The following is a 12,974-nucleotide window of genomic DNA, read 5'->3' as shown; positions in this document are numbered from 1 at the left end:
GAGAGACAGTTCTTATTAAAAATAGCTCTTATGAAAAATAGCCCTTATACCAAAGGGCACTAATACGAAGAACTTCCCCAAATAAACCTTAACCTACCACTGGAATAATTTTTTAAGCCATTGTTGTGGTCGATTTTCACACCCTTGTTTTAATTGACCTTCACTGTCCCAAACAGGCAGCTTAAAATCACTACCACAATCAAGCTCTAAACCGCCAGATGACGTCGGAGAGAAGCCTAAAGTAGCGATACCCTTCGGCCAAGGCAACCGTAGTTTTTCAGGAATGCGGTGTTGCAGGTAATCAGCGTATACACGCAATGCACCGCTAGAGCCCGTTAGTGTGGTTGGTTTATTGTCATCACGCCCTAACCAGATGGTCGTGACTTCACGTCCATCAACGCCAACAAACCAACTGTCTCGGCTGTCGTTACTCGTTCCTGTTTTTCCAGCCAGCGCCGCCCAAGCGAATTGATTCTGAAGGAAGCGCCCCGTCCCCTGTGACACACCTTTTTTCATCGCGTAAGTAGTCAGCCAAGCGGCTTGCTGATCAACCGCTTGCGATACTCTTGGAAGTGTTTGATACAACACATCGCCATCTAAATTAACCACAGAACGCAATGCAGAAAGTGGCGCTTTCTTACCTGAATTGGTCAGCGTTTGGTACATCTGCGCCACTTGGTAAGGCGTCAATGAAAATGAACCTAAAAACATCGATGGAACGGGGCGAATTTCGCTGTTATCCACCCCCAATTTGACTAATGTTTTTGATACCTCTTTTATCCCCAACTGCATGCCTAACCTTACCGTTGGTACATTCAGAGATTTTGCTAATGCTTGATAGAGTGGCACTTCCCCACGGAACTTACGATCGAAGTTACGCGGGGACCAAACGCTCCCTTTACTGCCTTTCAAGCTAAGAGGAGAATCCATTAACGTCGAAGCCAGTGAATACTTATCAGGCTGTTCAAGCGCGGTTAAGTATATGGCTGGTTTTACAAGTGAACCGATTGGACGGCTGGCATTTAAAGCTCGGTTAAAGCCATCATATCCCGTACGTTTTCCGCCGACCATGGCGCGGATCTCGCCGGAATGACGATCTACTGCAATTGCAGCGGCCTCTAACTCTTTGCCCGCTCTTTTAGCGAGTTCAGGTACTTTTCGACCAATTGCCTGCTCTAATTTCACTTGAGAGACAGGATCAAGTGACGTGAACACACGCAACCCTGAATCCGAATGGAACCGTGTTCCCAAAGATTCATTTAACTCTATTTTCAATTGTTGGAAATAGGCGGGCTGGCGGCTAGCAATACGTGGATTGTCTTGAATATCAAGCGGCCTGCGAGCGGCTTCTTCATACTGACTGGCCGTGAGAGTATCTTGCTCCATCATAAGGCGAAGCACTAAGTCGCGACGTTTCTTCGCCCGTTCTGGGTAGCGGACAGGGTTGTAATAGGAAGGACCTTTCACCATCCCAACCAGTAAAGCTAATTGATCGATACGCAACTCTTGAATCGGTTGTCCGAAATAGAGCCTCGAAGCAAGCCCAAAACCATGAATCGCTTCGCCACCACTTTGTCCTAAATAGACTTCATTCAAGTACGCTTCTAAGATTCGGTCTTTGCTATAACGGTAGTCCAAAATCAATGCGATATACGCTTCTCTTACTTTTCGCCATAATGTTTTTTCTCTTGATAGAAATAAGTTTTTGGCAAGTTGTTGAGTTAATGTACTTCCCCCTTGAACCGTACGACCCGCTTTGATATTCGCCACCAGAGCACGGGCAATCGCAACAGGCGAAACCCCTTCATGCTGATAAAAATAGCGATCTTCTGTCACGAGCAATGCGTCTACCATTACTTCGGGGAACTGCTCACGGTGTAAGAATAGTCGTTGTTCGTCTTTGCCTTTTTCTAGCATCCCAAGCATCTTCGGCTCAATGCGCAAGTAGCCCATGTCCTGATCTTGTTCTAACGATTGAATGCGCGTAAGGCTCGTCTTATCAAAATGTAACATGACGTGACGATCCGGCTCCGGCCCATCTGTAAATTCGAATGGCCTACGAATCACCTCTATTTTGGTGGACGAAGAGGAGTAATCACCTGGATGACGAGGTTGACGAACCTTACGATAATTGAGCACATCCAACTCATTTTGAACTTGCTTAAGCGCCACCTCTTGACCCGGAGCCAAGTTCAACACTCTCGCATAAACCACCGTAGGCAAATCAAATAGCTGACCTTCAAATCTCTGCTTCACAACGGAATCAAGATACACGCCAATAAAAATCAATAACGCGATGACCGCAATACCGCTTTTCCAACTCACGCCCCACAAAATTCGTAACCAGCTACGTTTCTCTTTCGCTGCCTTTTTACGCTTGGTTGTGGTTCGTTTTTTCGGTTTTACAGCCGCTTTTTTTGTCGTCGTGGCTTTTTTTCCACCAGCTGGTTTCTTTTTCGTGGTCTCTTTTTTTTCTGCTGAGCGCTTATTGACCAACGGCTTATCTACTGCTGACTTTTTTAGAGAGTTCATTAACATTATTTATTCAACTGTCGTTTGGTTTTAGTCGTTGCCACATGGTTTGCCGGATCATCAGGCCAAGGATGCTTCGGGTAGCGCCCCTTCATCTCTTTTTGAACCTCTTTGTAGCTTCCACTCCAAAACCCTGCGAGATCTTGTGTCACTTGCAATGGCCTTTGTGCAGGCGATAGTAACTCTAGTACGATTTTTTTTCTGCCTTGAGCAATCATTGGTGAATCATGCTCACCAAAAACTTCCTGAATTCGCACTGAAATGATGGGTTCATTTCCCGTTTGGTAACGAATTACTTTTCGATTTCCCGTTGGCATTTGATAATGAGTCGGCAGCCACTCATCTATCGATTGATTCAAAGGCCAGCCTAAGCGTGCTAATAATGCGGGCACTAACGACATCTTATTCAGCTGTTTGATCGACGTAATAGCGCTCATGTAAGGCGCTAGCCATAATTCAAGATCGGATAATAAACTCTCATCATCCATCGCGGGCCAATCCTGTTCTGGTAGCCACTCAATAGCACAACGAATACGTTTTAATAACGCGATGCTGTTTTCATCCCAGTTCAAACACTCCAACCCTTTTCTGCGGACATAATTGAGCAGAGCTTCGCTCATTTTACTTTGATCGGGCTGACTCATCTCTTTGCGTCGAACGACTAACTTTCCTAAAGTCGTTCGTTGTTCAGCCATTAAGCGACCACGTTTTTCATCCCAATCTACAACTTCGTGAGACACAAACAAAAATGGGAAATGCGCTTCAAGGGCAATGATGTCGACTTCTGCCGCAAGAAAAATCTGACTCGCCTCTTGAGCTGAGCGCATCAGATCAATCGCGATAAGATAATCCACATCCGCTAGCGACTGAGACTCATCCATCGCACCACCATGCCCATTGGATAATATAAAACGGCCTGATTGTGCGGAGCGTCGCTGACCTATACGATCAGGAAAGGCTAAGCTTAAAATGATGCCAACTTGCCGTTCATCGACTTTTTTCACATCAAAACTCACATTAAGCTTTCTAGCTAAAACACTCACACGCTGAGTGATAACCTTCATTTTTGAGTGGTTGGATTGCTTAAAACGATGAAGGGAATGCTGCAAGTTTGCCACATTACGTTCAGGTTCCTCTAATAACGCAGCCACTAAAATCGCGCAGTGCAACATATCACTTTGATGCTGGCTCACATGCACCAACATACTGGCAATTCGAGGATCTAACCCTAGCTCATGAGCGCGCTTACCAAATGTGGTTAACTGACCATTCTCCCCTAATATGTTTAACGAAGAGAGCAGTGTGGTCGCCTGTTTTAGAGCGGTTGCGGGTGGCTTATCTAACCACGATAACTCATCTACATTCACAGTTCCCCACTGCGCGAGCTCTAGAACGAGTGAAGAGAGATCCGCGTGTAATATTTCAGGCTCTGGAACATAAGGTTGCTGAGCCAATTGGGTTTCACTGTACAGGCGCAAGCAAATCCCCTCTTCTAACCGCCCCGCACGCCCTGCTCGTTGCTCTGCGGAAGATTGAGCGATTTTAACTTGCTCTAATTTGGTGATCCCCGTTTTGAGATCAAACTTGGCCACTCGCTCTAAACCAGAATCGACGACAAGACGGATACCTTCAATGGTAAGAGAAGTTTCCGCAATATTGGTCGCAAGCACCACTTTACGGCGGCCATTTTCACTTGCTGCAATCGCACGTTGCTGTTGGCTGAAATTCAATTGGCCATACAGAGGACAAATATCAACATCTGGAAGCAAACTGGTTAGCGACACTTCTAGCTGTTTGATCGCACCGACTCCGGGAAGAAAAGCGAGTAAGGAGCCCTCCTCTGTCGTCATCAAATGCTCAATTCTTTTCGCCATTGCAGGCACAAGATACTCATTCACCCCAAGCGCAGAGTAGCGATACTCCACAGGAAAAGAGCGCCCCTGAGATTCCACATAACAAGCTTCGGGCAGCAAAGATTGCAAAGCCTGCTGATCTAACGTTGCAGACATCACCACAATTTTCAGATCATCTCGCAAAGCCTCTTGGATCTCTAAACTTAATGCCAGTGCGGTATCTGCATGTATGCTGCGTTCATGGAACTCATCAAAAATCAGCAAACTCACACCCGACAATTCCGGATCGCTCTGGATCATTCGGGTCATAATGCCTTCGGTTACAATCTCTAGCTTTGTCTGTGAGCTCACTTTGCTTTCACCACGAACTCGATAGCCCACCGACTGCCCAACCGTTTCACCTAACTGCTTTGATAAATACTGAGCAATATTACGAGCCGCTAAACGCCTTGGTTCCAGCATGATAATCTTACCGGCAAGCCCGCCAGTGTTAAGCAATTGGAGAGGGAAATGTGTCGACTTTCCTGCACCGGGAGCCGCTTTTAAGATCAGTTGATGATGACTTTGGACGCCGGCAAGTAACTCGGGCATCACAGCTTCAATAGGCAGTTGTGACAATGGTCAACCCTTATGATTTAATGAGACCATCATTGTACATAAAAACAGTATAAGAATGCACTTTAACCCACGATTAGAAAGCGCCACGCTAATAAAAAGATACAAACGTTTCCTTGCGGATATAAAACTCGACGATGGAAGCGAACGAACCATCCATTGTGCCAATACTGGAGCAATGACCGGTTGCGCGACGCCTGGAGATAAGGTTTGGTATTCCACCTCTGATAACCCAAAACGAAAATACCCCAATAGCTGGGAACTTTCTGAAACCTCTCAGGGGCATTTCATCTGTATCAATACGGCAAGAGCCAATCAACTCGCGGTTGAAGCCATCAATAACAATGTCATTTCGGAATTATTAGGGTACAACGAACTGAAAACAGAGGTGAAATATGGCAATGAAAACAGCAGAATTGATATATTGCTAACAGCAGAAAATAAACCAAAGTGCTATATAGAAGTGAAAAGCGTCACTCTGCTCGATGATACTCATAACGGTGACACGATTGGGCAAGGCTATTTTCCCGACACAGTAACGACTCGTGGGCAGAAACATTTACGTGAACTCACAGAAATGGTCAATACTGGAAGTAAAGCCGTACTTTTATTCACTGTTTTACATTCAGGGATTGAAAAAGTCTCTGCGGCACACCATATAGACGCCAAATATTCACAATTACTCATTGAAGCAAGAAATGCCGGAGTGGAAGTTCTCTGTTACAAAGCGGAACTGAACGATTCTGAGATAAAGCTAGTTTCTGCTATTGAATTTATCAATAAGCAGTAAAAGTGATGTTATCTTCACAATGAAGATAAATTTATAACTCAGGATTTGCCACCACAACTGCTTTCTGCTATAGATACCCGCCTCAAATTAACTGCTAAGCAGTTGACTAGGTGTAAGTAGGAGATGCTGCATGCCAGAATCAAAGAAAAAAGCGCTAGGCATCCTAGCCATTGCAGGTGTTGAACCGTATAAAGAAATACCAGGTGAAGAGTACATGTCACCTGAACAAACGCTTCATTTTACTAAAATTTTAGAAGCGTGGCGCAACCAGCTCAGGGAAGAAGTTGATCGTACTGTTCACCATATGCAGGATGAAGCAGCAAACTTCCCCGATCCCGTTGACCGTGCTTCTCAAGAAGAAGAGTTCAGCTTAGAATTACGTAACCGCGATCGTGAACGTCGTCTAATCAAGAAGATTGAAAAGACGCTGGTTAAGATCGAAGATGAAGACTTCGGTTTCTGTGATTCATGTGGTATCGAGATTGGTGTACGCCGTCTTGAAGCTCGCCCAACAGCTGATCTATGTATCGACTGTAAAACGCTTGCAGAAATTAAAGAAAAACAGATGCAGGGCTAAACGCCTTACTTTGTTTTAAAAGGGAGCTTAGGCTCCCTTTTTTGATTAACCAATGCCAACTTGATCGCTATGACCAACAATACATCATCACCTATCAACACCTCGCCTTACATTGGAAGATTTGCCCCTTCGCCTTCAGGACCTCTGCATTTTGGATCCTTAATTGCGGCGCTGGGAAGCTATTTCCAAGCAAAGTCTATGGGTGGGCAATGGTTAGTCAGAATGGAAGATTTAGATCCACCACGAGAAATGGTGGGCGCATCTAAATTAATCTTATCTGCACTGGAAGCTTATCACCTCTATTGGGATGGTGATGTGGTTTACCAAAGTAAAAGGCATGATCTTTACCAAGATCAAATCGATAAATGGCTAAGCAGCAAACAAGCCTATTATTGCCAATGCTCACGTAAGCAGATTAAACAGAGCGGCGGATTCTATAACGGTACTTGCCGAGATAAACAGCTTACCTCTACAGACAATTGTTCGATACGCTTAAAAATGGCACACCCTGTTGAGCGCTTCTTAGACCAGCGTCATGCAGAGATAACCATCCCTAAAGCGCTAGCGGAAGAAGACTTCATCATTAAACGTCGTGATGGCCTCTACGCGTATAATCTAGCGGTTGTACTCGATGACATTGACCAAGGTATCACGCAAGTCGTTCGTGGCGCCGATCTGATAGAGCCGACTGGTCGTCAAATTAGTCTGTACCGAACCTTAGGTCATGAACCGGTAAGCTATCTTCATTTACCTCTTGCGATGGATGGAAATGGGAATAAGCTATCGAAACAAAATCATGCCACCGCAATAGATGTGCGAAATCCGAAAGCAACATTACTGAATGCCATGTCATTTTTAGGGTTTGAAATAAACCAAGAAATGCACAGCGCAAGCATCGATGAAATTATTCGTTGGGGCTGCCAAAATTGGCACTTAAAGCAACTACCTTCGCAGATCGAGATCACACCAAGATTCTCAAATGGCGTCAGCTAGGCTATGATTAGCCGCAAATAATGAGCATAACGCCATTTAGAACAGAATAAAGGCAAAGTTGGCGATACCAACTTTTTCGATAAGTTAATGAATAAAAACGACATTACTATTCGCAACGAACGCGAAAACGGAGATTTAGCCCTGAATATTATCACTCGCCAAGAGCACAATATTTCACGTAAGCAGATCAGCGATAATGCTCTAAAAGTTCTCTATCGACTAAACGGTGCCGGTTTTGATGCATTTTTAGTTGGCGGAGGTGTACGCGATCTTTTACTGGCAGAACAGCCTAAAGATTTCGACATCGCGACCAATGCGACCCCAGAACAGATCAAGCACCTCTTTAGAAACTGCCGTCTTATTGGACGTCGCTTTAGACTTGCTCACATCATGTTTGGTCGCGATATCATTGAAGTTGCAACCTTCCGTGGGCATCATCAAGAACCAAGTAAAAATGTTTCAGCTCAGTCGACTGAAGGCATGTTATTACGTGATAACGTGTACGGCAGCGTCGATGAAGATGCCGAGCGCCGTGATTTCACCATCAACGCGATGTACTACAATATTGCTGATTACAGCATCCATGATTATGCTGACGGTATTGAAGACCTTGAAGACAAGCTGATTCGCCTGATTGGTCATCCAGAAACTCGTTACCGTGAAGATCCAGTACGCATGCTGCGCGCTATTCGCTTTGCGGCAAAACTCGATTTTGATATCGAAGAAGATACTGGCGCTCCTATCGAGGAACTCGCTCATCTTCTGCAAGATATTCCTTCAGCTCGCCTATTTGAAGAGTCATTAAAGCTACTTCAATCAGGATACGGTTTAGAGACGTACCACTTAATGCGTGAGTACAACCTATTCCAACAGATGTTCCCATCGATTGCCGAAGAGTTCACTGAAGATTACTCATCACCGACAGAGATGATGCTTGATCTGGTGCTTGATTCGACCGATCTTAGAATTGAAGATGGTAAGCGTATTAACCCTGCATTCATGTTTGCCGCTATTTTGTGGTACCCAATGAACAAACTGGCAGACAAGCTAGTCGCAGAGCAAGGTATGGCCCATTACGATGCCGTAATGGAAGCAAGCAACCTGATACTTGATAAGCAAGTGCGCTCAATAGCCATTCCTCGTCGTCATACCGCTACCATTCGCGAGATTTGGCAGCTTCAATTGCGTCTTCCTCGTCGCAATGGCAAACGCGCTTCTCGCCTTATGGAGCTGAATAAGTTCCGTGCTGGCTATGATTTCTTAGAAATGCGTGGTGAAGTTGAACAAGGCGAAACTGAGAAGCTAGCAAAATGGTGGGACACCTACCAAAAAGCGGGCCGTAATATGCGTCAAGCGATGGCAAACGAAGTCGATGGAGCACCGAATCGCTCAGGCCAAACTCGTCGTCGTAAGAATTACCGCAATAAAAAAGCGAAATCAGCAGAATGATCACAACGTACATTGCTGTAGGCAGCAACCTTACCGATCCGGTATCTCAAGCAAACCGTGCGATTGATGCGCTAAGGTTACTGCCTAAATCTGAGTTAGTGAAAGCCTCTATGCTATACAGTAGCACACCCATGGGGCCGCAAGACCAACCAGATTACATCAATGCTGTTGTTGAAATTCAAACCGAATTAACGCCACTTGAACTGCTCGACTGCACACAAGCGATTGAGCTAGAACAAGGGCGTGTCCGTAAAGATGAGCGCTGGGGTCCAAGAACCTTAGATCTCGATATTATCTTATACGGCAATGAGGTGATCGATTCCGAGCGTCTAGTCGTTCCGCATTATGGAATGAAAGAGCGTGAATTCGTGCTCTACCCGCTTGCTGAAATCGCACCAAGTTTACAACTCCCTGATGGCGAGCGACTTGCCGATCTATTAACAGTCGTTGACCAAAATGGACTCAGTATTTGGCATTCATAACGGAAGGTTATAGCACTCCGTTTACAGCCAAACACTGATAAGGATAATCAATGAAAAAAATCACCATTAATGATCTAATCAAATGCAAGCAAGAAGGCCGCAAGTTTGCGACATCAACAGCCTATGATGCAAGCTTTGCTCAGCTGTTTGAAAGCCAAGAGATGCCAGTATTATTGGTTGGCGACTCTTTAGGAATGGTACTGCAAGGTAAGAATGATACTTTGCCAGTGACGGTTGAAGATATTGCTTACCATACTAAAATGGTTCGAGCTGGTAGCCCTAACTGTCTATTAATGTCAGACATGCCATTCATGAGCTACGCGACACCTGAACAAGCTTGCGAGAACGCAGCAACCTTGATGAGAGCTGGCGCTAACATGGTTAAGATTGAAGGTGGTCGATGGTTAGTTGAAACCGTAGAGAAACTAACAGAACGCGCTGTCCCTGTTTGTGCTCACCTCGGTTTAACGCCTCAATCAGTCAATATTTTTGGTGGCTACAAGATCCAAGGTCGTGACCAAGAACAAGCAGATAAAATGGTATCTGATGCCTTAGCATTGCAGAATGCAGGAGCCCAAATCGTATTACTAGAATGCGTTCCTGCATCCCTTGCTGAACGCATTACCAAAGCGTGTAATGTACCTGTTATCGGCATTGGTGCTGGCAACGTCACCGATGGTCAGATTTTGGTAATGCACGATATGTTCGGGATTTCAGCGAACTATATGCCAAAATTCTCTAAAGATTTCTTGGCTGAAACTGGAGACATGCGTAAAGCTGTCGCGAAGTACATTGCTGATGTGCAACAAGGGACTTTCCCTGATGACGCACACACCATCGCTTAGGAAAGACTATGCAAACTTTTGCTGAAATAACCGCTTTACGCGAACAGATCAAACAGTTGAAGCGTGATGGACGAACCATTGCTTTTGTTCCCACTATGGGCAACTTGCATGAAGGGCATCTTACCTTAGTGCGCAAAGCTCGTGAACATGCCGATATCGTCATCGTGAGTATTTTTGTGAATCCTATGCAGTTCGAACGTGCAGACGATTTAACAAACTACCCACGCACGTTAGAGGACGATTTAAGCAAACTGAACGGCGAAGCGGTCGATCTCGTCTTTACTCCGACGCCAGAGATCATGTACCCAGGCGGTTTGGATAAACAGACCTCTGTTGAAGTGCCTGGCTTATCACAAATGCTGGAAGGTGTTTCTCGTCCGGGTCATTTCCGTGGTGTTTCCACCATAGTGACGAAGCTATTCAACATCGTTCAACCCGATGTCGCTTGCTTTGGCGAAAAAGATTACCAACAGCTTGCTGTGATACGCCAAATGACGATTGACCTTGCGTTAGATATCAAAATTATTGGTGTACCAACAGTCCGTGAAATGGACGGCTTAGCGCTTAGCTCACGTAATGGCTTACTGACCATTGATCAGCGCCAGCGAGCTCCTGTGTTAGCGAGAACCATGCGCTGGATAAGCAGTGCTATCCGTGGTGGCCGTGATGATTACGCTTCTGTGATTGAAGATGCGAGCGATCAACTACGTGCCGCAGGCTTACAACCAGATGAAATCTTCATTCGTGATGCGAGCACTCTACAAGCGGTATCAGCGGAAAGCAGCCAAGCGGTAATTTTAATGTCCGCATTCTTAGGTCAAGCTCGTTTAATTGATAACCAAGTTTTGGATCTAGCTGCGGAAGTAAAAGAGCCGGAAACCACAGAAGAAAAAGCAGAGTAGTCGTTTATTATTAACTGTTCACCTAATAAAAAGGCGCAATCACGAATGATTGCGCCTTTTTAATTTAAAGCTACTGGCTAAGATATTACTTTTCTTAATTACGTAAGCTTAACTGCGTAAACCAATGCCTTTTGTCACTAAGTAGTGAGCCACTGCATAAAGAGCCACAATAAACACACCCAGAACCGTAAAAGACGTCACAATACCTACATCTGAAACACCCAAGAAGCCATATCTGAATGCATTAACCATGTAGACTATCGGGTTCAATTTAGACACGCCTTGCCAGAATTCAGGCAGCAGACTGATTGAGTAGAAAACCCCACCAAGATACGTTAACGGTGTCAGGATAAAAGTTGGAATAATCGAGATATCATCAAACGTTCGTGCAAATACCGCATTAATTAATCCACCAAGCGCAAACACAATCGACGTTAAGAAGACCGTCGCAATGATCACACCCCAGTGATCAACTTGTAGATCGACAAAAAACAGTGATACGAATGTTACGATCGTACCGACAAGCAAGCCACGTACAACTCCACCCATCACGAAACCTGCGATAATGACATAGTTTGGAACCGGGGCCACCAGTAGTTCTTCGATGTTTTTTTGGAACTTAGCACTAAAAAATGAGGAGGCGACATTCGAATACGAGTTGGTGATCACCGACATCATGATCAAACCAGGGACGATGTATTCCATATAGCTAAAGCCATTCATTTCACCGATTCGAGCACCAATCAGGTTACCGAAAATGATGAAGTAGAGTGTCATAGTGATTGCTGGCGGAACCAAAGTTTGCACCCAAATACGAGTGAATCGGTTCACCTCTTTCGTTAATAAGCTACAAAAAGCTGTCCAATATAAGCTGTACATATTATTGCCCCCCCTCACGAACAATACTCACAAATAACTCCTCTAAACGGTTCGCTTTATTACGCATCGAGAGCACTTTTACGCCCTGTTCACTTAGTTGAGCAAAAATAGCGTTTAAGCCTAAATTCTTATCAATTTCGATTTCTAAAGAGCCATTAACCATCACCTGGCTATTTACTCCATCGAGCTTAGGTTCTGGAGTTCCTTCTTCTAAATCCAAAATGAAGGTCTCAACACTCAGTTTGCCAAGCAGTGATTTCATGCTGGTATTCTCAATCAGCTCACCACGATTAATGATGCCAATATTGCGACATAGCATCTCCGCTTCTTCCAAGTAGTGAGTAGTAAGGATAATCGTAATGCCCAACTTCTCATTAATACCTTGAAGGAACTCCCACATAGAGCGGCGCAGTTCAATATCAACACCCGCGGTTGGTTCATCAAGAATCAGCAACTGTGGCTCATGCATTAGAGCGCGAGCGATCATCAGACGACGCTTCATACCACCCGATAGGTTACGAGCACGTTCGCCGCGCTTTTCCCACAAATCTAACTGAGATAGGTACTTTTTAGCTCGTTCTTTCGCCAATGCTTTTGGTACACCGTAATAACCCGCTTGCTGTAGAACGATCTGTTCTACCGTTTCAAATGGATTAAAGTTGAACTCTTGTGGCACCAACCCTAAGTTCTGTTTTGCCAACTCAAGATCAGTATCAATGTTGTATCCGAATACCTTAACCTTACCTGATGTCTTGTTAACAAGAGACGAGATAATGCCAATAGTCGTCGATTTACCCGCACCATTGGGGCCTAACAAGGCGTAAAAATCACCTTTTTTAACACTTAAGCTGACGCCTTTTAAAGCTTCGAAGCCGCCAGCGTAAGTCTTGCGTAACTGTTCTATTTCTAATGCGTACATTGCTTTTACCCTTCAAGCTAAGCAGGTAATTGATTATGGCTGACAGTCTATCGTCGAATGACGATTAAAGCAATAAAACCTCACCGACTCTTATTAATTAATGAAACTTATCAATTGATGCCATGATCAATTCACCAC

At 44.8% G+C, this 12,974-nt stretch carries 11 protein-coding genes; 7 read left to right on the top strand and 4 right to left on the bottom strand.

The window, feature by feature from the left end:
* Nucleotides 1–93: 93 nt before the first annotated feature.
* Together mrcB and hrpB are read right to left on the bottom strand one after the other, a co-directional pair.
* A complete protein-coding gene (gene mrcB / locus F0249_RS03740; protein ID WP_253825275.1) occupies nucleotides 94–2,532 on the bottom strand; it encodes a penicillin-binding protein 1B in 2,439 nt (812 codons plus the stop codon).
* A 5-nt stretch (nucleotides 2,533–2,537) separates the two neighbouring features.
* On the bottom strand, nucleotides 2,538–5,003 hold the full coding sequence (gene hrpB, locus F0249_RS03735) for an ATP-dependent helicase HrpB (RefSeq protein ID WP_171755923.1): 2,466 nt from the start codon (nucleotides 5,001–5,003) through the stop codon (nucleotides 2,538–2,540).
* A 55-nt stretch (nucleotides 5,004–5,058) separates the two neighbouring features.
* On the opposite strand from hrpB, the gene sfsA reads away from it, so the two are divergent.
* The 7 genes from sfsA (at nucleotide 5,059) to panC (ending at nucleotide 11,038) form a co-directional block, all read left to right on the top strand.
* A complete protein-coding gene (gene sfsA, locus F0249_RS03730) occupies nucleotides 5,059–5,790 on the top strand; it encodes a DNA/RNA nuclease SfsA (RefSeq protein WP_171755922.1) in 732 nt (243 codons plus the stop codon).
* A 130-nt stretch (nucleotides 5,791–5,920) separates the two neighbouring features.
* Nucleotides 5,921–6,367 carry an RNA polymerase-binding protein DksA gene (gene dksA, locus F0249_RS03725; protein ID WP_017054149.1) on the top strand — a complete coding sequence of 149 codons (447 nt, stop codon included), beginning with the start codon at nucleotides 5,921–5,923 and terminating at the stop codon, nucleotides 6,365–6,367.
* A gap of 69 nt (nucleotides 6,368–6,436) precedes the next feature.
* Complete coding sequence (gluQRS, locus tag F0249_RS03720; RefSeq protein ID WP_050988754.1) at nucleotides 6,437–7,360, top strand: tRNA glutamyl-Q(34) synthetase GluQRS; 924 nt, start codon at nucleotides 6,437–6,439, stop codon at nucleotides 7,358–7,360.
* A gap of 87 nt (nucleotides 7,361–7,447) precedes the next feature.
* Entirely contained in the window at nucleotides 7,448–8,809 is a 1,362-nt protein-coding gene (gene pcnB / locus F0249_RS03715; RefSeq protein WP_017054151.1) for a polynucleotide adenylyltransferase PcnB, read from the top strand.
* Nucleotides 8,806–9,291: a 2-amino-4-hydroxy-6-hydroxymethyldihydropteridine diphosphokinase gene (gene folK, locus F0249_RS03710; protein ID WP_113799245.1), complete on the top strand. Its 486-nt coding sequence runs from the start codon at nucleotides 8,806–8,808 to the stop codon at nucleotides 9,289–9,291. Before pcnB ends, folK begins: the two co-directional genes overlap by 4 nt.
* Nucleotides 9,292–9,341: 50 nt before the next feature.
* Nucleotides 9,342–10,136, top strand: coding sequence for a 3-methyl-2-oxobutanoate hydroxymethyltransferase (panB, locus tag F0249_RS03705; RefSeq protein WP_017054153.1), 795 nt, complete (start codon nucleotides 9,342–9,344; stop codon nucleotides 10,134–10,136).
* Between the two features lie 8 nt (nucleotides 10,137–10,144).
* On the top strand, nucleotides 10,145–11,038 hold the full coding sequence (panC, locus tag F0249_RS03700) for a pantoate--beta-alanine ligase (RefSeq protein ID WP_017054154.1): 894 nt from the start codon (nucleotides 10,145–10,147) through the stop codon (nucleotides 11,036–11,038).
* A gap of 108 nt (nucleotides 11,039–11,146) precedes the next feature.
* On the opposite strand, the gene F0249_RS03695 is transcribed toward panC, so the two are convergent.
* Nucleotides 11,147–11,917 carry an ABC transporter permease gene (locus F0249_RS03695; RefSeq protein WP_113799247.1) on the bottom strand — a complete coding sequence of 257 codons (771 nt, stop codon included), beginning with the start codon at nucleotides 11,915–11,917 and terminating at the stop codon, nucleotides 11,147–11,149.
* Nucleotide 11,918: 1 nt separating this feature from the next.
* Nucleotides 11,919–12,836, bottom strand: coding sequence for an ABC transporter ATP-binding protein (locus F0249_RS03690; RefSeq protein ID WP_113799249.1), 918 nt, complete (start codon nucleotides 12,834–12,836; stop codon nucleotides 11,919–11,921).
* Nucleotides 12,837–12,974 lie beyond the last annotated feature (138 nt).

It is taken from the genome of Vibrio sp. 03-59-1 (assembly GCF_013114135.1).
Taxonomy (GTDB): domain Bacteria; phylum Pseudomonadota; class Gammaproteobacteria; order Enterobacterales; family Vibrionaceae; genus Vibrio; species Vibrio cortegadensis.
The sequence above is the reverse complement of the archived record's forward strand: the minus strand, read 5'-3'. Positions and strand labels throughout refer to the sequence as shown.

What these genes read in the sequence shown, in the direction of transcription:
- folK (WP_113799245.1), top strand. Translation starts at nt 8,806, where the DNA reads ATGATCACAACGTACATTGCTGTAGGCAGCAACCTTACCGATCCGGTA.
- sfsA (WP_171755922.1), top strand. Translation starts at nt 5,059, where the DNA reads ATGCACTTTAACCCACGATTAGAAAGCGCCACGCTAATAAAAAGATAC.
- pcnB (WP_017054151.1), top strand. Translation starts at nt 7,448, where the DNA reads ATGAATAAAAACGACATTACTATTCGCAACGAACGCGAAAACGGAGAT.
- dksA (WP_017054149.1), top strand. Translation starts at nt 5,921, where the DNA reads ATGCCAGAATCAAAGAAAAAAGCGCTAGGCATCCTAGCCATTGCAGGT.
- mrcB (WP_253825275.1), bottom strand. Translation starts at nt 2,532, where the DNA reads ATGAACTCTCTAAAAAAGTCAGCAGTAGATAAGCCGTTGGTCAATAAG.
- gluQRS (WP_050988754.1), top strand. Translation starts at nt 6,437, where the DNA reads ATGACCAACAATACATCATCACCTATCAACACCTCGCCTTACATTGGA.
- F0249_RS03690 (WP_113799249.1), bottom strand. Translation starts at nt 12,836, where the DNA reads ATGTACGCATTAGAAATAGAACAGTTACGCAAGACTTACGCTGGCGGC.
- panC (WP_017054154.1), top strand. Translation starts at nt 10,145, where the DNA reads ATGCAAACTTTTGCTGAAATAACCGCTTTACGCGAACAGATCAAACAG.
- F0249_RS03695 (WP_113799247.1), bottom strand. Translation starts at nt 11,917, where the DNA reads ATGTACAGCTTATATTGGACAGCTTTTTGTAGCTTATTAACGAAAGAG.
- panB (WP_017054153.1), top strand. Translation starts at nt 9,342, where the DNA reads ATGAAAAAAATCACCATTAATGATCTAATCAAATGCAAGCAAGAAGGC.